Below are 21,834 nucleotides of genomic sequence, written 5' to 3'. Positions count from 1 at the left end.
TCCCAGCCTCAGCCCTGCTGTTCCCGCAGCCGCTCATGATGACGGATCACTTCGTCGATGATGAAGCGCAGGAATTTCTCGGTGAAGTCGGGGTCCAGATTGGCGTCGGTGGCCAACTGGCGCAGGCGCGCGATCTGGCGTTCTTCCCGCCCCGGATCAGCGGGCGGCAGGTCGTGCGTCGCCTTGTGCTCGCCCACGGCCTGGGTGATCTTGAACCGCTCCGCCAGCATGAAGACGAGCGCCGCGTCGATATTGTCGATGCTCTCGCGATAGCGCTTCAAAGTCTCGTCCACTTGCGTCCTCCGGCAGAGCATCGCGCGAAAGATGGGAACCGCTTTTTCGTCCCCCACGATGCGTCAATCACATATCCGGAGGCTTTTTGCCGCTTCCGGGCGCCCGCGCAAGCTATTCCCGCTTGCCTTTAGCATTTTGGGCCGCCACATGGCGCTTGTCATGACTGCATCCGCCACCGGCAATGTCCACCCCATCGGCCGCGCCAACAGCGCGCCTTCGCTCGCTCCCATGATGGCGCTGGTCGCCGAGGGCATGAACCAGGTGAATGCCGTCATTCTGGACCGGATGCAGTCGCGCATTCCCCTGATTCCCGAACTGGCCGGCCATCTGATCGCGGGCGGCGGCAAGCGGATGCGGCCCATGCTGACCCTCGCCTGCGCCGATCTGGTCGGCTATGCCGGGTCGCGCCATTACAAGCTGGCCGCAGCGGTCGAGTTCATCCACACCGCGACCCTGCTGCATGACGATGTGGTCGACGGGTCGGGGCTGCGCCGGGGCCGCAAGACCGCCAACATCATCTGGGGCAACAGCGCCAGCGTGCTGGTGGGCGATTTCCTCTTCTCCCGCTCCTTCGAGCTGATGGTCGAGGCGGAATCGCTCAAGGTGCTGAAGATCCTCTCCAACGCCTCCGCCGTGATCGCGGAGGGAGAGGTCAACCAGCTCACCGCCCAGCGCAAGATCGACACCAGCGAAGAGCAATATCTCGACATCATCGGCGCCAAGACGGCGGCCCTGTTCGCCGCCGCCTGCCGGATTTCCGCGGTTGTCGCGGATCGCAACGACGCGGAGGAACAGGCGCTCGACGTTTACGGCCGCAATCTCGGCATCGCCTTCCAGTTGATCGACGACGCCATCGACTATGAGTCGGACGGCGCGACCATGGGCAAGGATGCGGGCGACGATTTCCGCGACGGCAAGGTGACGCTGCCGGTGATCCTGGCCTATGCGCGGGGTTCCGAAGAGGACCGCACCTTCTGGAAACAGGCCATTGCGGGCAATCGGGTGAGCGACGAGGATCTCGCTCATGCGACAGGCCTGCTGCGCAAGACGGGGGCGATTGACGACACGCTCGCCCGCGCCCGCCATTACGGCCAGCGGGCGATCGATGCACTCGGCATGTTCGACAATGGCAAGGCCAAGGCGGCGCTGACCGAAGCGGTCGAGTTCGCGATTGCACGGGCTTATTGAGGATTTTGCGCGCCGCACTCGTTCGGGCAACGCATGATCCCCTCCCCTGAAACCATCGCCTTCCTGATGGCCGCCGCGCTGATGGCGGGGTGCATCGACGCGATGGCGGGCGGTGGCGGGCTGATCGCCCTGCCCGCTCTGCTCGCCGCCGGCATTCCGCCCGTTCCTGCGGTCGCGACCAACAAACTGCAATCCTCGCTCGGCACTTTCGGCGCCTGCATCGCCTATGCGCGGGCGGGACATATGGATCTGAAGGCCTATCGATGGCCGCTGATCGCCGCTTTTCTGGGATCGGCGGGCGGGGCGTGGCTGATCCAGCGGGTCGATCCCTCGATCCTCGCCGGGCTGATGCCCGCGCTGCTGATCGCGCTGGCCGCCTATTTCACCTTCTCGCCCAAGGTGAGCGAAATGGACCGGCATCAGCGGGTCGGCATGGTCGCGCTCAGCCTGCTGATCGGCGCAATCGGCTTTTATGACGGCTTTTTCGGGCCGGGCGCGGGGGCATTCTATACCACCATCTTCATCGCCCTGGGCGGCCTCGGCCTTGTCCGGGCAACGGCGCAGACCAAGGCGGCCAATTTCGCCAGCAACCTTGCCGGGCTGCTCATCATGATCATGGGCGGCCATGTGATCTGGATCGTCGGCCTCGCCATGGCGGTGGGCAGCATCACCGGCGGGCAGATCGGATCGCGCCTTGCCATGCGCTTCGGCAGCCGGTTGATCCGCCCGCTGCTGATCGTCATGTCGCTGGCGCTGACCGCCAAGATGCTGCTGGACCCGAAGAACCCGATCCACGCGCTGCTGTTCGCCTAAACCCCAAAGCTGAATCATTGCGTTGAACCGCGAATGGCGCGAGAGGGAGCGGCGATGCCAACGCTGCCGCCCCTCCTGCCCATCCATGCCGTTTTGCCCGACCTGCTCGCCGCCTTGCGCGAAGGGAGCAATGCCGTGCTGGTGGCGCCGCCCGGCGCGGGCAAGACGACCGCCGTGGCCCCTGCCCTGCTGAACGAACCATGGTGCACGGGACAGGTGCTGCTGCTTTCGCCCCGGCGTCTGGCGGCGCGGGCGGCGGCGGAGCGGATCGCCGAACTGATGGGTGAGGATGTCGGCGGCACGGTCGGCTACGCAACCCGGATGGATTCGAAGCAATCCGCCAGAACGCGGCTGCTGGTGCTGACCGAAGGGATTTTCGTCCGGCGGATTCAGGACGATCCGGAGCTTTCAGGCGTCTCCGCCGTCCTCTTCGACGAGGTGCATGAGCGCAGCCTGGACAGCGATTTCGGGCTGGCGCTGGCGCTCGATGCCCAGGGTGCGCTGCGGCCGGATCTGCGGATCGTGCCCATGTCCGCGACTTTGGACGGGGCGCGCTTTGCGGCTCTGCTCGACGGCGCGCCGGTGGTGGAGAGCGAGGGGCGCATCCAGCCGCTGGAACTGCGTCCTGTCGGGCGCGCATCGGAAAAGCGGATCGAGGATGAGATGGCCGCCACCATCCGCCGGGCGCTGAGCGAGGAGGCCGAGGGCGATCTGCTCGCTTTCCTGCCCGGCGTCGCGGAGATCGAGCGGACGGCGGAACGCCTGGAAAGCATCGAGGTGGAGGTGCACAGGCTGCACGGTTCCCTTGATCCGGCGGCGCAACGCGCGGCGATCCGGCCTTCGCGGGAGGGGCAGCGGAAGGTCATTCTCGCCACCTCCATCGCGGAAACCAGCCTGACCATCGACGGCGTGCGGATCGTGGTCGACAGCGGGCTGGCGCGGCGGCCACGCTATGACCGGGCGGCTGGCGTGACCCGGCTGGTGACGGAGCGCGCCAGTCAGGCGGCGGCGACCCAGCGCGCAGGCCGCGCCGCGCGCCAGCGGCCGGGCGTCGCCTATCGGCTGTGGGAAGCGGCGGCGACGGCGGGGATGCCGCCCTTCGACCCGCCGGAGATATTGGAGAGCGATCTTTCCAGCCTGATCCTCGACTGCGCGCTCTGGGGGGTGAACGATCCGGCGGAGTTGCGCTGGCTGGACGCCCCGCCGGCCGCTGCGGTGAGCGAAGCGCGCAAGCGGCTGACGGTGCTGGAGGCGCTGGATTCCGACGGGCGGATCACCGCGCATGGCAAGGCGCTGGCGAGCCTGCCGCTGGAACCGCGCATCGGCCATATGCTGGTGCGGGCAGGCGAGATGGGGCTGGCGGAGGTCGCGTCAGAGGTCGCCGTGCTGCTGGGTGAGCGCGGGGTTGGCGGGCAGGACACCGACCTGTCGCAGCGGCGGATACGCTGGCGGCGGGAAAGCGGGAAGCGCGCGGATGCGGCGCGGAGCCTCGCGAAGCGGTGGGCGAAGCTGGTCAGGGCGGGCGCCCCCGATGTCGGCGCCGACCATGCGGCGGGGCTTTGCCTTGCCCTCGCCTTCCCCGATCGGGTGGCCAAGCGCCGCTCCGGCGACGGTGCGGACTGGGCCAGCGTCGGCGGGCGCGGTTTCCGGCTCGATCCGTTCAGCCCGCTCGCCCGCGAGGAATGGCTGGCCGTGGGCGAGGTTCAGGGCAGTGCCGCCGGCGCCCGCATCCTCTCCGCCGCGCCGATCGGCGAGGCCGAGGTGATCGCCCTGTTCGGCACCCGCATAGCGGAGCATCGCACCGTGCGCTTCCGTGCCGCCAATGGCGGGATCGAGGCCCTTCGGGAACGGCGGCTGGGCGCGGTGCGGCTTTCCTCCGGCTCCGACGACCGGCCCGATCCCGACGCGGTGGTCGAGGCGCTGACCGACGGTGTGCGGCGGGGCGGACTGGACCTGCTCCCATGGTCCGAGGCGGCACAATCGCTCAGGATGCGGGCGGATTTCGCCGGGGTGGAAGCGCTGTCCGACGCGGCTCTCATGGAGACGCTGGACGAATGGCTGCCGCCGCTGCTTCAGGGCAGGCGCCGCCTGTCCGACATCGACAGGTCGCAGCTTTCCGGCGTACTCGAAGGACTGATCGGCTGGGACGGCAAGCAGCAGATCGACCGGCTCGCACCACCGGACTTTCGTTCCCCCGCAGGCAGCAATCATGCCATCGACTATGCCGCCGAAGGGGGACCGCGCGTCGAACTGCGCGTGCAGGCGCTGTTCGGCCTTGGCGAGCATCCGGTGGTGGGCAGCCAGCGCATTCCGCTGGTCCTCTCGCTCACCTCCCCCGCTGGCCGCCCGATCCAGACGACGCGCGACCTGCCCGGCTTCTGGGCCGGAAGCTGGAGCGCGGTGGCCAAGGAAATGCGCGGGCGCTATCCCCGCCATCCCTGGCCCGACGATCCGGCGGCGGCCAATGCCACTTTGCGCACGAAACGCGCCGACGCCAAGGGCAAGCCTTGACTTGGGCGCATGCGCTGGTGCAACGCAGCACCGAAATCCCGCCAGGAGTCTTACCGCGATGAGCGCGCGCATCTATCAGATCCAGAAAAACGCCCTGCAGTCCGGCAAGGCGCTGACCCACACATGGGTGCTGGAATATGCGCCCGCCGAAGCGAAGAAGCCCGATCCGCTGACCGGCTGGGCCGGTTCCGGCGACATGAAGCAGCAGATCAGGCTGACCTTTTCGTCGGAGGAAGCGGCCCGCGCCTATGCCGAGCGGGAGGGGATTGCCTATTCGGTGATCGCGACCGCACCCAAGACGCTGAAGATTCAGGCTTACGCGGATAATTTCCGCTAACTCCCGCCTAGCGCCAGATCGATGACGAGCGCCACGAAGCTCATCACCACGCCCGTCAGAAACAGGCGATAGGCGTAGCCCAGATAGCGATATTTGCGGCGTTGAAGCACTTGCCCGTTCTGATACATGTCGCGCAGCATAGCGCGGCACAGCGCTTCGTCATCGGCTACCAGTTGCATCATGCGCGCGCTGAACTCACTCTCGCTGAGGTGGGTGAAAATCCCGAAAAACAAAAGATTGTCGCTCTCCGTCACGCTCCCGCGCGACTGGCCCACACTCGGCAGAACGGCAAGAATGGCGCAGGTCGCAGCCAGAAACACGCCCACGGCCAATATCGCCACCGGCCAGACCAACGCGCCCGACCGCAATTGCGCGACCGATAAAGTGAAGATCACCATCGACGCGCCGATCAGCATATTCGCCTTCTGATCGGCCATCTGGCTCAACTGCATGTTGGTCTGCACCGCCGTCCGCAGCAGATGGATCGCATTGGGCACGGGCGCACTGGACATTGGCACATTGGGTATCGGCGCATTTCCTGCCTCGGTCATCATCCTCTCCCCCCTTTTTCGCGACAGTCATGCCTGATTGCCGCCTTATTCCCTTGCCAAAGAGCGACGCTTGAGGGCAAAAGCCGCTCTTTCACGGAAAGCACCACGGATAATGACGGATCGCCAGCAGATTTTCGACAGCGTTTTGAGCCAGATCGCTCCCTTCAACAAGAAGGGCGCGGACCTGACCGAGGCCACCACTTTCGCGGGCGATCTGGAGTGGGACAGCCTGACCGTGATGGATTTCGTCGCGGCGATCGAGGATGAATTCGACATCATCATCACCATGAACATGCAGGCCGAAATCGAAACCGTCGGCCAGCTTGTCGATGCCGTGGCGAAGCTGAAGGGCTGACGCCGCCCTAATTTATTCCTCGGCGCAGGCAGACAGTGCCTGCCCGTTCGCGTAACGTCCGCCGGGCTTCGCCCCGGACGAACGGCTATTGGGATTACGACATGACCACCGAAACCCGCGACCTCTTCTCCAAATTCGATTCGCTGATCGCCGAACGCGAGGCGCTGCTGGCGACCGGCGTGCGTGATCCCTTCGCGATCGTCATGGATGAGGTGAAGTCCCCGACGCAGGCCGTCATCAAGGGCAAGGACACGATCCTGCTCGGCACCTATAATTATATGGGCATGACCTTCGACCCCGACGTGGTCGCGGCGGGCAAGAAGGCGCTGGACGAATTCGGCGCGGGCACGACCGGCAGCCGCGTCCTAAACGGCACCTATCAGGGCCATAAGGAAGTCGAGGACGCGCTCAAGGACTTCTACGGCACATCCGGCGCCATGGTCTTCTCCACCGGCTATCAGGCCAATCTTGGCATGATCTCCACCCTGGCGGGCAAGGGCGATTATGTCGTGCTGGACGCCGACAGCCATGCCTCCATCTATGACGGCTGTGGTCTGGGCAATGCGGAGATCGTCCGTTTCCGCCACAACAGCGTCGAGGATCTGGACAAGCGCCTTGGCCGCCTGCCCGCCGACCCGCTGAAACTGGTGGTGCTGGAGGGCGTCTATTCGATGCTGGGCGACATCGCCCCCCTGCCCGACATGGTTGCCGCCGTGCGCAAACATCCCAATTGCATGATCCTGGTCGATGAGGCCCATGGCATGGGCTTTTTCGGTCCCAATGGCCGCGGCGTCTATGAAGAGCAGGGCGTGGAAAAGGATGTCGATTTCGTCGTCGGCACCTTCTCCAAATCGGTTGGCACGGTCGGCGGCTTCTGCGTCTCCAACCACCCCAAGTTCGAGGTGCTGCGCCTCGTCTGCCGTCCCTATGTCTTCACCGCCTCGCTGCCGCCCAGCGTCGTCGCCACCGCCGCGACCTCGATCCGCAAGCTGATGCATGCGGGCGAGAAGCGCGCCCATCTGTGGAAGAACAGCCAGCGGCTGCACAAGGGCCTGACCGATCTCGGCTTCAAGCTGGGCACGGAAACGCCGCAGTCCGCGATCATCGCCGTCATCCTGACCGACCAGACGCAGGCGGTGGCGATGTGGCAGGCGCTGCTGGAACTGGGCCTCTACGTCAACATGGCGCGCCCCCCGGCAACCCCGGCCGGCACCTTCCTGCTGCGCTGCTCGCTCTGCGCGGAGCATAGCGACGAACAGGTCGAGCAGATCATCGCGATGTTCGAAGCGGCGGGCAAGGCGACGGGCGCGATTGGCTGATCGCGCCTTCATCCCCGCGTCTCGCTCAGGCGGTTATTTAATGCGACGGAATTTCCCTCCCAATCGGAACCTTTCACCTGCGCCCATTCTCGCGTAATGCTGTTCGTCTAGTATAACTGTCGATGACGGACGGCTTTTTCATGGATGACCAGGCGACCGGATGGCGAGCAGCGATACGCCGCTTTCTGCCGCCCCTGCTTGTGATCCTTCTCATCGGATCATTGGGCACGCTGCTCTACAGCGCCAGCAATGCCTCCCGCGACCATCAGCAGGCGCTGGACGAGCAGCGCCGCAGCTATGAGATCATCGCCCTCGCCCGCGCCTTCGAAGCGAAGACCGCGCGGGCGGAGGTGACGCTGGCCCGCTACGTCATCAGCCTCGACCCCGATACCGGCCGCCTGTTCCAGGACCAGTGGCGCGGTGCCGCCAGCCTGCTCAAGACGATGAGCTATGCCACGCGCCAGTCGGGGTGGCAGCAGAACAATGTCAGCGCCTTGCAGGTCGCCTTCGACCAGCGCGGCAAGACGCTGAGCGACATTGGCCTGCGCACCACCTACGACCAGAAGATGGCGGCGCTGGCCAAGTTCCATCAGGCGGGCAAGTCGGAGGATCTGCGGCAGATCACCATGCTGCTCGACCGCGTCATCGAAGCTGAAAACGCCCGGTTGCAGGAACGCAGCGAAGCGGTGTCGCTGGCCGGGGACCGCAATGAATGGGTGGGCAAGACGTCGCAGCTCTTCGGGCTGGTGCTGCTGGTCTGCGTGCTGTTCGCGCTGTGGCTGGCCAATGCCGCCTATACCGAGCGGCGCAACGCACGGCGACAGGCGGATGACGAAACCGCGCGCGCCGACCGGCTGGAAGCAGCGGTGGCGGCGCGGACGGTGGAACTGTCCGACGCCTATGAGCAGCTCAAGAAGGAAACCGCCGAGCGCGCCGCGGCCGAGGAAAATCTGCGCCAGATGCAGAAGATGGACGCGGTGGGCCAGTTGACCGGCGGCATCGCCCATGACTTCAACAATATGCTGGCGGTCGTGGTCGGCGGGCTGGAACTGGCCAAGCGCAAGCTGCGCCTGAAGCCGCAGGAGGCGAGCCGTCATCTCGACAATGCGATGGAGGGCGCCAATCGCGCCGCTGCCCTCACCCGCCGCCTGCTGGCCTTCGCCCGGTCCGAACCGCTGCTGCCGAGCGCGATCGATCCCGATGCGCTGGTGTCGGGCATCGGCGAGCTGATCGACCGCTCCATCGGCGACCAGATCACCATGGCCTTCGACAATGGCGCGAAGGGCTGGCGCATTTTCGTCGACCAGCATCAGATGGAAAATGCGATCCTCAACCTTTGCGTCAATGCCCGCGACGCGATGGAGGGGCGCGGCCATCTGGTCATCCGCACCGGTCAGGCGCATCTGGCCGCGAACGAGATCGGCGAATGCGTCGAGGGCGACTATGTGACGCTGACCGTCAGCGACAATGGCTGCGGCATGACGCCGGAAATATTGTCGCGGGTGTTCGAGCCCTTCTTCACCACCAAGCCGGTCGGCAAGGGCACGGGTCTTGGCCTCAGCCAGATTTTCGGTCTGGTCCACCAGTGCGAGGGCGAGATCCGCATCGAATCCGAGATTGGCAAGGGCACCAGCGTCCACATCTACCTGCCCCGCCATATCGGTGCCGAGGGCGAGGCAGGCATGGACGCCCATGCGCCGGAGCGCGAACCCGTGCTGCAACCGCCCACGCGCATATTGGTGGTGGAGGACGATCCCCGCGTGCTCAACCAGACCATGGCGGCGCTGGCGGAACTGGGGCATCTGCCCATCGCCTGCGACCATCCGTCAAAGGCCGCCAGACTGCTGACCAGCCATCGCGACATCGGCCTGATCGTCAGCGACGTGCTGATGCCCGAGATGACCGGGCCGGAAATGATCCGCACCCTGCCCGCCGCCCATGCCCATGTGCCGGTGCTGTTCGTCACCGGCTATGCCGGCGATACGGCCGAACGGGCGGATTTCGCGGGGCATGAAGTGCTGCGCAAGCCCTATACGCTGATGGGTCTGTCGCACGCGCTGTCCAACGCGCTCAGCGGATCGCACCACCCCGGAACAGCCGCGGCAGCAGAGTAAGCGCGCCGATCAGCGGCCAGCGGCGCTGCCAGGGCTTGATCTCTATCTGCGTTCCGGCGTGTCGGTTGATCTTCCACGCAAGGTAATCGATGCCGCCGGCATAGGTGAAGCTGGCCTTGGCGAGCCGGATGATGGAAAGCCATTTGCCGCGCCGCTGAAGCTGGCGCCAGCGCGTGGGTGCGTCCGGTGGCGAGGGCGGCAGGCCTTGCGCCAATGCGGCTTCCCCGAAGCGGCGGTAGCGATCCGGATCGGCATCGACGATGGAGAGTGAGCGGCCCTTTTTCTCCGCCCGCAACTCCGCATTGTAGGTCAGCGTGAAGCCGGTTCGCCAGAGCGAAAGCGCTTCCCCTTCCTGCGTCATCGGCCTGGCAAGGGAAAGCAGCGTGGGCGTGGCGCTGGCGACGGCGGCAATGGCGCGCTGGCGGGCGAGATCGTCCGCCGCCCAGAGCAACCGCGCGGGCTGGGCAAAGCGCGCCCAGACCGAGACATTGTCGGCGGCGGGGCTGCTCAGCCGAGCGAAATCGGCCTCCGACAGTACGGCATATTTGGCGATCAGACCGTTATGCTCGAAAGGAAAGACGTTGGGCGGGATCAGCCGATTGGCCGTCGCGAGCCAGCGCTTCCCATAAGCCGCACGATAATCCGACACGATCAGATAGAAATCGAGCATCAACCCGTCGAGATTCTTCTCCCGCAGGCAGGAGCCGTAGAACAGCACGGCGCGCGACGCATGGGGATATTTGGCCGCCAAAGCGCCAGCCATGGCAGCGGCGCGTGGATCGGCAGGCGCGGTCAGTTCAGCGGTGACGAGGGAGAGAAGAGTTTCGGGCATCGGCCTGGCTTTAGCGCCGCCGGAACAGAAGCGACAGATTGTTGGCGGGCATTTCCACAAGGCGGTCGAAGCGCAGCCCTTCGGCATAGGCGGCAGCGATCACATCCTCCACCCGGCGCAGGCCCCATCGCGGATCGCGTGCCTTGAGCGACGCATCGAAGGCAAGATTGCTGGGCGCCGTTTCCACGCCTTCCCGCACATAGGGGCCGTAGAGGTAAAGCAGGCCATCGGGAGACAGGCACGCCCCTGCCCCGCGCAGCAGGCCAAGCGTCGCGGCCCATGGCGAAATATGGACCATGTTGATGCAGAGGATCGCGTCGGCGCGTTCCGCCGGCCAGGGCGCAGCGGCATCCAGCCTGACCGGCGGGCGAAGATTGGAGAGGCCCGCTTCCTCCCGCCACGCAGCGATGGACGCCAGCGCGACCGGATCGGGATCGCTGGGTTGCCAGTCGAGATCGGGAAAGGCGGCGGCGAAATGGATCGCATGTTCGCCGCTGCCGCTCGCCACCTCCAGCATAAGACCGGATTGCGGCAACTCCTCGCGCAAAACCGCGACTATGGCGTCACGGTTGCGTTCCGTGGCGGGCGCATGACGCTTGCCCGCCGCCACGGGGCCGGAACCGGGTTCCCACGGCTCCGGCCTGTCCGTCATTCGGCGGCCTGCGCCAGCGCCGGATCGGTCCAGGTGAGGACCGGCTTGCGCGCTGCCAGCGTCTCGTCAAGGCGGCGGCGCGGGGCGAAATAGGGCGCGCCCTTGAGCGCCTCATCCCCGGCCTTGGCGCGTTCCGCCAGACTGCGCAGCGCCATGATGAACTGGTCCAGCGCGGCCTTGCTTTCCGTCTCGGTCGGTTCGACCAGCATCGCGCCATGGACGACCAGCGGGAAATACATGGTCATCGGGTGGAAGCCCTCGTCGATCAGCCCCTTGGCGATGTCGAGCGTGGTGAAGCCCTCGGCCAGCCCCTTATCGCTGAACAGCGCCTCATGCATGCACGGGCCGCTGGCGCCGAAGGGCGCATCCAGCACATCGTCCAGGCTGCGCAGGATGTAGTTGGCGTTCAGCACCGCATCGCTCGCGACCTGACGCAGGCCGTCCGCCCCGTGGCTGAGGATATAGGTCAGCGCGCGGGTGAACATGCCCATCTGGCCATGGAAGGCGACCATGCGGCCGAAGGTCTGGCCGTGATGCTCCTCGGCGGTTTCCTCTTCGACCAGCACGAAGCGGTCGCCCTGCTTCTCCACGAAGGGCAGCGGCGCGAAGGGCGTGAGCGCCTCCGACAACACCACCGGACCCGAACCGGGACCGCCGCCGCCATGGGGCGTCGAGAAGGTCTTGTGCAGGTTGATGTGCATCGCGTCGACGCCAAGGTCGCCGGGGCGCACCCGGCCGACAATGGCGTTGAAGTTCGCGCCGTCGCAATAGACGAACGCCCCGGCGGCATGCACCGCGTCGGAGATCGTCTTCATGTCGCGCTCGAACAGGCCGCAGGTGTTGGGGTTGGTGATCATCACCGCCGCAACGTCCGGGCCAAGGCGGGCCTTCAGGGCTTCCAGATCGACGCGGCCATCCGGGGTCGCCGGAATATCCTCCACCTTATATCCGCAGAAAGCGGCGGTGGCGGGGTTGGTGCCGTGGGCGCTTTCGGGGACAAGGATGACGCTGCGCGCATCGCCGCGCGCTTCCAGCGCGGCGCGGATCGCAAGCAGGCCGCAAAGCTCGCCATGGGCGCCTGCCTTAGGGCTCATCGCGACCGAGTGCATGCCGGTCAGCGTGACCAGCCATTGCGCCAGTTCATGGATCACCGCCAGCGCGCCCTGCACCGTCGATTGCGGCGCGAGCGGATGGAGGTCCGCGAAGCCGGGCATGCGCGCGACCTTCTCATTGAGGCGCGGGTTGTGCTTCATCGTGCAGGAGCCGAGCGGGAACAGGCCAAGGTCGATGGCGTAGTTCTGGCGGCTGAGGCGCGTATAATGGCGCACCGTTTCCTGCTCCGACAGGCCGGGCAGACCGATGCCGTCGGTGCGGGCAAGATTGCCGAGACGGCTGGCGACCTTCGGGGCCTCCGCAAAATCGACGCCGGTGGTGTCGATCGAACCGATCTCGAAGATCAGCGCTTCCTCCAGCATCAGCGCGCGGTTGCCGGTGACGGTGGCAGGCGCGCTGTCCGCTTCGTTGACGGCTTGCGGCGCGGTGGGGCGGCCTTCCTTCAGCATGGTCATGCCAGTTCCTCCTCAAGCGCCTTGGCAAGGGTTTCGATGTCCTCCGCGGTCACGGTTTCGGTGACGGCGACGACCAGACCGTGGCCGATTTCCGACGCATCTGGGAACAGGCGACCCAGGGAAACACCACCCAGCACGCCCTTGTCGGCGAGGTTGCGGACGACTTCGCGCGCATCCTTCGTCAGGACCAGCGTGAACTCGTTGAAGAAGCTGTCGTTGAGCAGCTTCACGCCCGGCACCTGGCGGAGACGGTCGGCCGCCTGACAGGCCAGCCCATGGTTGAGCGCCGCCAGTTCGCGCAGCCCCCTCTCACCCAGCAGCGTCATGTGGATGCTGAACGCCAGCGCGCACAGGCCCGAATTGGTGCAGATGTTCGACGTCGCCTTCTCACGGCGGATATGCTGCTCACGGGTCGAGAGGGTCAGCACGAAGCCGCGCTTGCCCGCCGCGTCCACCGTCTCGCCGCAGAGGCGGCCCGGCATCTGGCGGACATATTTCTGCTTGCAGCCGAACAGGCCGAGATAGGGACCGCCAAATTGCAGACCGACGCCGATGGACTGGCCTTCGCCGACCACGATGTCCGCGCCCATATGGCCCGGCGCCTTGATCGCCCCCAGCGCAACCGGCTCGGTCACGACCGCGACCAGCAGCGCGCCCGCTGCATGAGCGGCGTCGGCAAGCGGGGTCAGGTCGGCGATGCGGCCCAGAATGTCGGGATATTGGACGACGACACAGCTCGTATCCTTGTCGATCCCGGCGATCAGCGCGTCGATGTCGGTAGCGGCGTCGAGGGTCGGCGCTGCATGCACCAGCGCGTCGCCGGTGAACTTCGCCATGGTGTTGGCGACCGAGACATAATGGGGGTGCAGGCCGGAGGACAGGATCGCCTTGCCGCGCTTGGTGATGCGGCGGGCCATGCCGATCGCTTCCCAGCAGGCGGTCGAGCCGTCATACATCGACGCATTGGCGACGTCGCAACCGAGCAGGCGCGCCACCTGAGTCTGGAATTCGAACAGAACCTGCAACGTGCCCTGCGCGATTTCGGGCTGATAGGGCGTGTAGGCGGTCAGGAACTCGCCGCGCTGGATCAGATGATCGACGCTTGCCGGGACATGGTGCCGATAGGCGCCCGCGCCGAGGAAGAAGGGCGCCTCCCCTGCCGACAGGTTTTTCCGCGCGAGGGCCGCCATGTGGCGTTCGACCGCCAGTTCGCTGGCGTGATCGGGCAGGCCCGCAATCTTGTCGGAAAGACGGGCTTCGGCGGGGACGTCCACGAACAGATCGTCAACCGAAGCGGCGCCGATGACGGACAGCATATCCTGCCGGTCGGTGTCGGTAAGGGGTAGATAGCGCATGTTATTTTCCTGCTTCATCATCCCCGCCTGCGCGGGGATGACGTTTGTCGATCAAAGCGAGGCCACGAACTTCTTGTAGGCGGCTTCGTTCATCAGGCCTTCCAGCTCGCTAGCGTCACCGATGCGCAGCTTGAAGAACCAGCCATCTTCCTCGGCATCGCTGTTCACCAACGCGGGTTCATCTTCCAGCGCGCCATTGGCTTCGACGACTTCGCCGGAGATCGGCGCATAGACGTCCGAGGCGGCCTTGACCGATTCCACGACGGCGGCGTCATCGCCCTTTTCGAAGCTGGTGCCTTCGGCGGGCAGTTCGACGAACACGATGTCGCCAAGCTGCTCCTGCGCATAGTCGGTGATGCCGACGGTGGCGATGTCGCCTTCGACATCGATCCATTCATGTTCTTCGGTGAAATAACGGCTCATGGTTCTACTCCCCTCGAAGTGATCACGGTAACAGACTGTGCGATTTGCTTGAAAATCACGACCAGCAAAAAACGGAAAATCAGGCCTTGCGGCGGTAGCGGTGCGGCACGAACGGCATCGGCGCAACGGTCGCGGCGATACGCTTGCCGCGCACTTCGATCTCCAGCGCGGTGTCGATTGCGCTGTGCGGCAGGCTGACCCAACCCATGGCGATCGGCGCGCCTACGGTCGGCGCGAAGCCGCCGGAGGTCACTTCGCCCACCTGCGTGCCGCCGGCATAGATCGGCGCACCCTCGCGAGCGGGCATGCGGCCTTCGATCTTCAGACCCACCCGTTTCGATCCGGGCCCGTCGGCCAGTTCCTTCATCACGCGGGCATGACCGATGAAGCCGCCTTCCTCGCGGCGGCGCTTCTGGATCGCGAAGCCCGGATCCGCGCCGATGGTGCTGACGGCGGGGCTCAGGTCGTGGCCGTAGAGCGGCAGGCCCGCTTCAAGGCGCAGCGAGTCCCGCGCACCAAGGCCGATGGGCTTCACCTGCGGCAATTCGCACAGCGCATCCGCCAACAAAGTCACGTCCGCCGCCGGAACGCTGATCTCAAAGCCATCCTCGCCGGTATAGCCCGAACGGCTGATCCACAGCGGCACGCCCCGCCAGATGAAGGGCGCCGACTGCATGAAAACCAGATCGGCGGTTTCGGGAATCAGCGCAGCCAGCGCCTCGCCCGCTTCCGGCCCCTGCAGGGCCAGCAGGGCCTGATCGTCCATATGGTTCATGACGACCTCGTCGGGCAGACGCTCGATCATCCAGCCGATATCGTCATATTTGGTCGCGCCGTTGACGACCATATAGATATCGGCGCCATCGAACGCCGCGCCGTCGAGGCGTGACACCATCAGGTCGTCCAAAATGCCACCTTCGTCATCCAGCAGCATCGAATAGCGCTGACGGCAGGGCTTCAACCCCTTGATGTCGCTGGGCAGCAGAAGCTCCAGCGCCTCGTCCACGCCCTCGCCGGAAAACAGAAGCTGGCCCATATGGCTGACGTCGAACAGCCCGGCATGCTCGCGGGTCCAGCCATGCTCGGCCATGATGCCTTCATATTGGATCGGCATGTGATAGCCCGCGAAGCCGACCATGCGCGCGCCTTTGGCGCGATGCCATGCGTCAAGCGGCAGGTCCTGCAGCGGCAATTCTTCTTCGATATGGGCGATGTCGTCATTGCCTGACATGGGGCGGCCTTTCCGTGCGAGATCATGGGCGACAACGCGCATGTCCGGAGTCGGACCCATTGCGCCTGCCACCCCCTCTGTCACGGAACCTGAGAGCTTTGACCACCGGCCAATCGACCGGATGGCTTACCCCTTCGGTGGGACGGCCGGAACCGTCCGCTTTCCAGAGTGCCTGCCCATGATGCGGTCCTTTGGCCTGAGAGATTCCGGGGCGGTTGCTCCTTCGGCGACGGGGTGGCCTGAAAGGCTTCCCATGCTCTCCCGCATCAAGTCCGGAGTCGAATCCTCGGCTCCGGCGACATATTTTCGCATTGCGTGAAACCGGGCGCGGCGTCAATCGCTCAATCGGCCGAAGATTTCCGCATGGCGCTTTTCGGCGTAGCGGTCCGTCATGCCCGCAATGAAATCCGCGATATGACGGCTGCGCCGGGGTTCAACGGTCACGCAATCCTGACTCCATTCCTCCGGCATGAGCTTCGGATCGGCCTGATAGGCGCGGAAGAGGTCGGTAACGATCACCCGCGCCCGGTCGGCCGCCGCCAGTTGCGAGGGATGATGATAGAGCGCCGCATACATGAAGCGCTTGAGGTCGCGTTCCTGCACCGCCAGTTCGGGCGAGAAAGCGACCAGCGTGCGCCCCGCATTGCGGACATCATCCACCGTCTCGACCCCCGCCGCCGCGATATTGGCACGGGTGGAGGCGATCAGGTCGTTGGCCATGACGCCAATCTGTTCGCGCACCAGTTCGCGCAGGAGGCGGTCTTCGGCTATGTCGGGATAGCGGGCACGCACCCGTTCCCAACAGCTTTTGACCAACGGCACGCTCAAAAGCTGGTCGAGACTGAGCAGACCGGCGCGCAGGCCATCATCGATGTCGTGATTGTCATAGGCGATATCGTCCGCAATCGCCGCCAGTTGCGCCTCCAGCGAGGCATGGCTGGGCAGGTCGAGCGGGAACAGCGCATCCACCTCCCGCATTGCCCAGCCGGGCGCGGTGATCGGGCCATTATGCTTGGCCAACCCCTCCAGCATTTCCCAACTGAGGTTCAGCCCCCGGAACAACGGATAGGGACTTTCCAGCAGCATCAACGTCCGCAACGTATGGGCATTATGGTCGAAGCCGCCATGGGCATCGAGCGCCGCCTCCAGCGCATCCTCGCCCGCGTGGCCGAAGGGCGGATGGCCGATATCATGGGCCAGGCAAAGCGCTTCGGTCAGATCCTCGTTCAGCCCCAGCGTCCGCGCCGTGGTGCGGCCGATCTGCGCGACCTCCAGGCTGTGGGTCAGGCGGACGCGGAAATGATCGCCGTCGGGCGAGACGAACACCTGCGTCTTGTGGCGCAGGCGGCGGAAGGCGATGGAATGGATGATGCGGTCGCGGTCGCGCTGGAACACGTCGCGCGGGCCGCGCATCTCACCACCGGGTTCGGCGTGGAGGCGGCCCCGGCTCCGGTCCGGGTGGGAAGCATAGGAAGCAAGCAGCGTCATGCGGCGCCCTTTACTGGCCGGAGAGCCGTTCGACCACCTCCCCGGCATCGCTTTTCCAGGCGAACACGTCCGCACCCGCAGATTTCAGCTTATCCTCCAATGCCTTGGCACGGGTAAAGCTGCTGAACGGTCCGACCAGCAGGCGATTGGTACGGCCCCATGTCGCGACCCAGGCATCCTGCGGTTCAAGCGAGTCATATTTCTTGCGCAGCCCCTTCATGGTGAAGGCCAGCGCGCCCTTGTTCGCTCCTGTACCCACCTGAAGCCAGTTGCGCGACGGATTGGCGGCAAGACGCGCCTTTTCCTCGGCGGCCTTCTTCTTTTCCTCGGCCAATTGCTTGGCCTTGGCGTCGGCTTCGGCCTTCGCCTTGGCGGCCGCGGCCTTCTTCGCCTTTTCCGCGACGGCGGTCGCGGCCGCCTGCCGTTCCGCGCGACGGGTCGCCTGAATCTGCGCGATTTCGGTCAGATCAACGGCAGCCACGTTCGACTGCCGCTCCGAGTCGGGCACGTCGATGGCGTGGATGATGTCCGCCAGCGAGCGCGTAACCTGCGGGTCGATCTGCGGCTGCGGAGCCGCAGCCGCGGCCGCGGGTTCAGCCGTGGGCGCGGGCGGCGTGGAAGGTGCGGTCTGCGCCGACAAGCGCTGGGGCGGCGCGCTCTGCGGCTCCGGCGTGGACGAGCGAGGCACAGAGGCCTGCGCCAGCGTGATCGCATTGAGCTGGCTGGCCGACGAACTGGCGGGCGCCGGCGGCGTGGTCGGCGCGGATTCGAAGCCGGGCGCTGGCGGCCCCTGCACATCGCGCCCGGCGGCGGGGGCAGCGGCACGCTGCACCGCCTGCGGTGCCGGTTGCTGCGGGATCGGCGTGCGGGCCGCCGCCGATGGCAGCGGGGCCGTCTGTCGCGGCATATCGGCCTGCGCCAGCGTGGCGCCTTCGCCATTGCGGCGCGCGCGGCGATTCTGGCGCGTCGCATTGGCGGCCTGCGGCTGCGTCTGGACCGTCGGCGCCTGCGTCGGCTCGACCGAGGCGAAGGCGGGCGATGTCGGCGTGACCGCCGCGATGGTCGTGCCGACATTGGCCGGGAAATGCCCGAAATGCACCGCCGCCGCCTTTTGCGCGGGGGTCAGATAGGGCATTTTCTGCATATAGGGCAGGATCGCCGTCGCCAGTTGCGCGGGCATGGTCTGCTCGGCAATCTTCTTCGCATCCGCCTGACGGTTGTTCATCGCCAGAATGAAGGCGCGATAGCGCCAGGCGGCACGGTCGCTTTTGTAGAGCAGCGGCTTCAACACCCGTTCCGCCGCATCCACCTGACCCGATATGCCGAGCGAGGCGGCATAGCGATGGGTCAGTTCGACATCGTCGGGCGTGCGCTGAAGCGCGGTCTGATAGTCGCGCTGGGCCCCGGCCTGATCGCCGGTCATATCCTTGGCCAGACCACGGTCGGACAACAGCGACGTTTCCGGATAGCCCAGCCGGGTCGCCTGATCGAACAGGCGCAGCGCTTCACCCGGATTCTGATTCTTCAGCATGACCCGGCCAAGGCCCGCCTTCACCTTGCCGTTATTGTGCTGGAGCGTGTCGGCGCGGGCAAAGAAACCGGCGGCGGCGCGCGCATCGTCCATGTCCAGCGCCGCCTCTCCCGCGCCGATCAGCGCGTTCACATCGCGCGGATTGGTCGCCAGCCGGGCCAGATTGCTGTTGAGATTTTCGGCGCTGGAGGGACGGACCGCCTGCACCTGCCCCGGTTGCGCCAATATCGGTTGAAAGGGCGCGGTTCCCGCCAGAAGCAGTCCGCCGAGAATCCAAATGTCATAACGTCTCACAGGGACCCTTTAGCGGATGGAGGCGGGGCAAGGGAATATGCCAAAAGAAAAAGCGCGCCCGGTTGCCCATGGCAGCCGATGGCGCGCTTGTCCTGTCGGTGCGGGGCGAACCCGCGCCCGATTACTGGTTGCTCTGGCGGTTGAGGAACCGCGGGATATCCGGCGTGGACGCGCCGTCATCGCTGGCGGCGGGACCCTTTTCCGCGCCGCGGGTCAGGCCCGCCATGCGCTCGAACAGCGTACCGCCGGTGGCGACGCGGGGCGCGGCCTGCGGCGCCGGGGCCGGAGCAGGTGCGGGCTTTTCCGCGGCTTCCTCCGCGCCCAGCAGCAATTCGTCCTGGGAGGGATCTTCGTCCGAGAAGACGGCGGCCGGACGCGGCGGCGCGAAGGGGGCGGGCTTGGCTGCCGCCACGGGAGCCGGCGGGGTCAGCGGAGCCGGCGCGGGCGCGGCGGGGACATCCAGTTCCAGCGTTTCAGGTTCCGGTTCCGGCGCGGCGACCGGAGCGGGCGCCGGCTGCGGCGCGGGCTTGGGCGCTGCCGCCGTCGGCACGGCGACCGCCGGACGGCTGGCGAAGCTGAACGGCTGGGTCAAGGGCGCAGCTGATGCGCCAACCTCGCTATCGATGCCGGTGGCGACCACGGAGACGCGGATCTTGCCGTTCAGACCGTCATTGAAGGCCGAACCCCAGATGATGTTCGCGTCCGGATCGACCAGTTCGCGGATATGGTTGGCGGCTTCGTCGACTTCCATCAGGCGCATGTCATCGCCGCCGACGATGGAGACGATCACGCCCTTCGCGCCGCGCATCGACACGCCGTCGAGCAGCGGGTTCGCGATCGCCTTTTCAGCGGCCTGAAGCGCGCGGCCGTCGCCTTCGGCTTCGCCGGTGCCCATCATCGCCTTGCCCATTTCGCCCATCACCGAGCGGACGTCGGCAAAGTCGAGGTTGATCAGGCCCGGCATGATCATGAGGTCGGTGATGCTGCGCACGCCCTGCTGCAACACCTCGTCCGCCATCTGGAAGGCTTCCTTGAAGGTGGTGTTGGGATTGGCGATCAGGAACAGGTTCTGGTTCGGAATGACGATGAGGGTATCGACATGCTTCTGCAGTTCCTCAATGCCGGACTCCGCCGACTTCATGCGGCGATTGCCCTCGAAGGTGAAGGGCTTGGTCACGACGCCGACGGTCAGGATGCCACGATCGCGCGCGGCCTTGGCGATGACGGGAGCCGCGCCGGTGCCGGTGCCGCCGCCCATGCCGGCGGTGATGAAGCACATATGCGCGCCGTTCAGCGCCTCTTCGACCGAGGCGATGGTTTCCTCAGCGGCCGCCTTGCCGATTTCCGGGCGCGAACCGGCGCCCAGACCTTCCGTGATCTGCGGGCCAAGCTGGATGCGGCGCTCCGCCGGAGAGGAGTTGAGCGCCTGCGCGTCGGTATTGGCGACGATGAAATCAACGCCCTCGACCGAAGCGGCGATCATGTTCGCAATGGCGTTGCCGCCCGCGCCGCCGACGCCGATCACCGCGATGCGTGGCTTCAATTCGTCCACATGCGGTGGGCTGATTTCAATGCTCATAAATTTTAGCTCCCTCCAGCTTCGATGACGTGAGCGAAACTGTCAACGAAGGTTAATGCAACAGATAATGGCGAGTTTCACTAGGTAATTTCGCCGGATTTCACTTTATTTCAATAGTTCGTCTTCATCGCCTTGACCATTCTCTGCCACCAGGCAGGCGCTCCGATACGATGAACGGTCTGAGGAGCGGGCGCTATCGTTCTAAGATCAACCGGGTTTGAAGCGCCATAAAGCGCAAGACCGGCCAGCGTCGCGAAGGCCGGTCCGCTATGCGCCTCCGGCAACGCCGCCAGACCGCGGGGGCGACCGATCCGCACGGCGCGCCCTAACGCGCCCTGGGCATAGTCGGCAATGCCCTTCATCTCCGCCCCGCCGCCGGTCAGCACCACCTGCCGCCCGGTCGGCGTGTTGAAACCCATGCCCGCCAGCGCCCCGTTCACCTCTACCATGATCTGGTTGAGCCGTTCGCAGATCACCGCCACCAGCGCCGCGCGGGTGATCTTGCCGCCATCGGCATTGGGACCGGCGCTTTGCCCCGGAATGGCGACGTCGCCATGGGGGGCGGCGATCTCGATCATGTCGCGGAAGTCGCGGCGGTTCTGCATCGCGGACCCATAGAAGCATTTGATCCGCTCCGCCTGGCTGCGACGGATGCCGAAGGCGGAGGCGATGTCGTCGGTAATGTCGGACGCGCCGATGGGAATGCTGTGCAGCCCGACCAGCATGCCGCCTGCATAGAGCGAAACATTGGTCACGCCCGCGCCGAGTTCCACCAGCGCGACACCCAGGTCCCTTTCCTCTTCGGACAGGCAGGCGAGGCCCGTGGCGATAGGCGATGCAACGATGCTATTGACGTTGAGATAGGCCCCGCGCACGCACAGGTCGAGATTGGCAAGCGGCGCGCCATCGGCCAGCACCACATGGATATCGACGCCCAGCAGGTCCGCATGCATCCCCAGCGGCTTCTTCACCGGCACGCGACCATTGATGGTGAAGCAGGTCGGCTGGGCATGGAGCACGACGCGGCCATCGGGATCGATGCCCTGCTGGCCGGTGGTCAGAAGATCGTCAATATCGGCCTGCTCGACGCGATAGCCGCCCATGTCGCGCTCGACGGTGACGACATCGCTGACAAGGCTACCGCCCGAGAAGCTGACCCAGACATCCTCGATATTGGTGCCCGCGACGCGCTCGGCCTGCTCGACCGTTTCGCGCACGGCAAGTTCGGTGCGCTCCATGTCGGCGATGAAACCGCGCCGCACGCCCCGGCTCTCCCGCTGGCCGGTGCCCAAAATCGCCAACTCACCATTTTCGGTGCGTCCCGCGATCAGCGCGGACACCTTCCACGATCCGATGTCAATCGCGGTGACGAGCTTATCGACCTTGGGTTGTGCCATGG

The 21,834-nt window shown here is 65.8% G+C and carries 19 protein-coding genes and 1 riboswitch; of the genes, 7 read left to right on the top strand and 12 right to left on the bottom strand.

Annotated elements, in window-relative coordinates; translation table 11 throughout:
* Nucleotides 1-8: 8 nt before the first annotated feature.
* The gene (locus HUK73_RS00965) at nt 9-293 is read right to left on the bottom strand and encodes a chorismate mutase (protein WP_176590228.1); all 285 of its coding nucleotides are present in this window, start codon (nt 291-293) and stop codon (nt 9-11) included.
* A gap of 160 nt (nt 294-453) precedes the next feature.
* Here HUK73_RS00965 and HUK73_RS00960 point away from each other — a divergent pair, with 160 nt between their 5' ends.
* From HUK73_RS00960 to HUK73_RS00945, 4 genes are read left to right on the top strand one after another with little or no spacing between them, the layout of a single operon-like run.
* A complete protein-coding gene (locus tag HUK73_RS00960) occupies nt 454-1,482 on the top strand; it encodes a polyprenyl synthetase family protein (RefSeq protein ID WP_176590227.1) in 1,029 nt (342 codons plus the stop codon).
* A gap of 33 nt (nt 1,483-1,515) precedes the next feature.
* The gene (locus HUK73_RS00955; RefSeq protein WP_176590226.1) at nt 1,516-2,295 is read left to right on the top strand and encodes a TSUP family transporter; all 780 of its coding nucleotides are present in this window, start codon (nt 1,516-1,518) and stop codon (nt 2,293-2,295) included.
* 33 nt (nt 2,296-2,328) lie between these two features.
* A complete protein-coding gene (gene hrpB, locus HUK73_RS00950) occupies nt 2,329-4,806 on the top strand; it encodes an ATP-dependent helicase HrpB (RefSeq protein WP_176590225.1) in 2,478 nt (825 codons plus the stop codon).
* A 58-nt stretch (nt 4,807-4,864) separates the two neighbouring features.
* Complete coding sequence (locus tag HUK73_RS00945; RefSeq protein WP_176590224.1) at nt 4,865-5,143, top strand: ETC complex I subunit; 279 nt, start codon at nt 4,865-4,867, stop codon at nt 5,141-5,143.
* Here the strand turns inward: HUK73_RS00945 and HUK73_RS00940 are convergent.
* Nucleotides 5,140-5,697 (bottom strand): Pycsar system effector family protein, encoded by a 558-nt coding sequence (locus HUK73_RS00940; RefSeq protein ID WP_255326151.1) that lies wholly within the window; start codon nt 5,695-5,697, stop codon nt 5,140-5,142. The genes HUK73_RS00945 and HUK73_RS00940 overlap by 4 nt on opposite strands.
* A gap of 109 nt (nt 5,698-5,806) precedes the next feature.
* Between HUK73_RS00940 and HUK73_RS00935 the strand changes: the two genes are divergently transcribed.
* From HUK73_RS00935 to HUK73_RS00925, 3 genes are all read left to right on the top strand, one after another.
* On the top strand, nt 5,807-6,049 hold the full coding sequence (locus HUK73_RS00935; RefSeq protein WP_176590223.1) for an acyl carrier protein: 243 nt from the start codon (nt 5,807-5,809) through the stop codon (nt 6,047-6,049).
* Between the two features lie 101 nt (nt 6,050-6,150).
* Complete coding sequence (locus tag HUK73_RS00930; RefSeq protein WP_176590222.1) at nt 6,151-7,368, top strand: aminotransferase class I/II-fold pyridoxal phosphate-dependent enzyme; 1,218 nt, start codon at nt 6,151-6,153, stop codon at nt 7,366-7,368.
* A gap of 140 nt (nt 7,369-7,508) precedes the next feature.
* Nucleotides 7,509-9,482 carry an ATP-binding protein gene (locus HUK73_RS00925; protein WP_255326150.1) on the top strand — a complete coding sequence of 658 codons (1,974 nt, stop codon included), beginning with the start codon at nt 7,509-7,511 and terminating at the stop codon, nt 9,480-9,482.
* Here the strand turns inward: HUK73_RS00925 and HUK73_RS00920 are convergent.
* The 10 genes from HUK73_RS00920 to ftsA form a co-directional block, all read right to left on the bottom strand.
* A complete protein-coding gene (locus tag HUK73_RS00920; protein ID WP_176590220.1) occupies nt 9,439-10,314 on the bottom strand; it encodes a hypothetical protein in 876 nt (291 codons plus the stop codon). The genes HUK73_RS00925 and HUK73_RS00920 overlap by 44 nt on opposite strands.
* A 10-nt stretch (nt 10,315-10,324) precedes the next feature.
* Complete coding sequence (locus HUK73_RS00915; protein ID WP_176590219.1) at nt 10,325-10,966, bottom strand: DUF938 domain-containing protein; 642 nt, start codon at nt 10,964-10,966, stop codon at nt 10,325-10,327.
* The gene (gene gcvPB / locus HUK73_RS00910) at nt 10,963-12,534 is read right to left on the bottom strand and encodes an aminomethyl-transferring glycine dehydrogenase subunit GcvPB (protein ID WP_176590218.1); all 1,572 of its coding nucleotides are present in this window, start codon (nt 12,532-12,534) and stop codon (nt 10,963-10,965) included. Before gcvPB ends, HUK73_RS00915 begins: the two co-directional genes overlap by 4 nt.
* Nucleotides 12,531-13,889 (bottom strand): aminomethyl-transferring glycine dehydrogenase subunit GcvPA, encoded by a 1,359-nt coding sequence (gene gcvPA / locus HUK73_RS00905; protein ID WP_176590217.1) that lies wholly within the window; start codon nt 13,887-13,889, stop codon nt 12,531-12,533. The genes gcvPB and gcvPA overlap by 4 nt, the downstream gene beginning before the upstream one ends.
* A gap of 51 nt (nt 13,890-13,940) precedes the next feature.
* Entirely contained in the window at nt 13,941-14,312 is a 372-nt protein-coding gene (gcvH, locus tag HUK73_RS00900; protein ID WP_176590216.1) for a glycine cleavage system protein GcvH, read from the bottom strand.
* A gap of 79 nt (nt 14,313-14,391) precedes the next feature.
* The gene (gene gcvT / locus HUK73_RS00895) at nt 14,392-15,543 is read right to left on the bottom strand and encodes a glycine cleavage system aminomethyltransferase GcvT (protein ID WP_176590215.1); all 1,152 of its coding nucleotides are present in this window, start codon (nt 15,541-15,543) and stop codon (nt 14,392-14,394) included.
* 174 nt (nt 15,544-15,717) lie between these two features.
* A riboswitch (glycine riboswitch) is annotated at nt 15,718-15,817 on the bottom strand.
* Between the two features lie 59 nt (nt 15,818-15,876).
* Entirely contained in the window at nt 15,877-17,031 is a 1,155-nt protein-coding gene (locus HUK73_RS00890) for a deoxyguanosinetriphosphate triphosphohydrolase (protein WP_176590214.1), read from the bottom strand.
* A gap of 10 nt (nt 17,032-17,041) precedes the next feature.
* Complete coding sequence (locus HUK73_RS00885) at nt 17,042-18,856, bottom strand: SPOR domain-containing protein (protein WP_176590213.1); 1,815 nt, start codon at nt 18,854-18,856, stop codon at nt 17,042-17,044.
* Nucleotides 18,857-18,977: 121 nt separating this feature from the next.
* Nucleotides 18,978-20,435, bottom strand: a complete 1,458-nt coding sequence (gene ftsZ / locus HUK73_RS00880) for a cell division protein FtsZ (protein ID WP_176590212.1) — start codon at nt 20,433-20,435, stop codon at nt 18,978-18,980.
* Between the two features lie 110 nt (nt 20,436-20,545).
* A complete protein-coding gene (gene ftsA / locus HUK73_RS00875) occupies nt 20,546-21,832 on the bottom strand; it encodes a cell division protein FtsA (protein WP_150295162.1) in 1,287 nt (428 codons plus the stop codon).
* Nucleotides 21,833-21,834: the final 2 nt, after the last annotated feature.

Source organism: Sphingobium sp. EM0848, assembly GCF_013375555.1.
Classification (GTDB): domain Bacteria; phylum Pseudomonadota; class Alphaproteobacteria; order Sphingomonadales; family Sphingomonadaceae; genus Sphingobium.
The sequence above is the reverse complement of the archived record's forward strand: the minus strand, read 5'-3'. Positions and strand labels throughout refer to the sequence as shown.

Excerpts from the sequence above, each read along its gene's own strand:
- HUK73_RS00960 (WP_176590227.1), top strand. The coding sequence starts at position 454 with ATGACTGCATCCGCCACCGGCAATGTCCACCCCATCGGCCGCGCCAAC.
- HUK73_RS00955 (WP_176590226.1), top strand. The coding sequence starts at position 1,516 with ATGATCCCCTCCCCTGAAACCATCGCCTTCCTGATGGCCGCCGCGCTG.
- hrpB (WP_176590225.1), top strand. The coding sequence starts at position 2,329 with ATGGCGCGAGAGGGAGCGGCGATGCCAACGCTGCCGCCCCTCCTGCCC.
- HUK73_RS00945 (WP_176590224.1), top strand. The coding sequence starts at position 4,865 with ATGAGCGCGCGCATCTATCAGATCCAGAAAAACGCCCTGCAGTCCGGC.
- HUK73_RS00940 (WP_255326151.1), bottom strand. The coding sequence starts at position 5,697 with ATGATGACCGAGGCAGGAAATGCGCCGATACCCAATGTGCCAATGTCC.
- HUK73_RS00935 (WP_176590223.1), top strand. The coding sequence starts at position 5,807 with ATGACGGATCGCCAGCAGATTTTCGACAGCGTTTTGAGCCAGATCGCT.
- HUK73_RS00930 (WP_176590222.1), top strand. The coding sequence starts at position 6,151 with ATGACCACCGAAACCCGCGACCTCTTCTCCAAATTCGATTCGCTGATC.
- HUK73_RS00925 (WP_255326150.1), top strand. The coding sequence starts at position 7,509 with ATGGATGACCAGGCGACCGGATGGCGAGCAGCGATACGCCGCTTTCTG.
- HUK73_RS00920 (WP_176590220.1), bottom strand. The coding sequence starts at position 10,314 with ATGCCCGAAACTCTTCTCTCCCTCGTCACCGCTGAACTGACCGCGCCT.
- HUK73_RS00915 (WP_176590219.1), bottom strand. The coding sequence starts at position 10,966 with ATGACGGACAGGCCGGAGCCGTGGGAACCCGGTTCCGGCCCCGTGGCG.
- gcvPB (WP_176590218.1), bottom strand. The coding sequence starts at position 12,534 with ATGACCATGCTGAAGGAAGGCCGCCCCACCGCGCCGCAAGCCGTCAAC.
- gcvPA (WP_176590217.1), bottom strand. The coding sequence starts at position 13,889 with ATGCGCTATCTACCCCTTACCGACACCGACCGGCAGGATATGCTGTCC.
- gcvH (WP_176590216.1), bottom strand. The coding sequence starts at position 14,312 with ATGAGCCGTTATTTCACCGAAGAACATGAATGGATCGATGTCGAAGGC.
- gcvT (WP_176590215.1), bottom strand. The coding sequence starts at position 15,543 with ATGTCAGGCAATGACGACATCGCCCATATCGAAGAAGAATTGCCGCTG.
- HUK73_RS00890 (WP_176590214.1), bottom strand. The coding sequence starts at position 17,031 with ATGACGCTGCTTGCTTCCTATGCTTCCCACCCGGACCGGAGCCGGGGC.
- ftsZ (WP_176590212.1), bottom strand. The coding sequence starts at position 20,435 with ATGAGCATTGAAATCAGCCCACCGCATGTGGACGAATTGAAGCCACGC.
- ftsA (WP_150295162.1), bottom strand. The coding sequence starts at position 21,832 with ATGGCACAACCCAAGGTCGATAAGCTCGTCACCGCGATTGACATCGGA.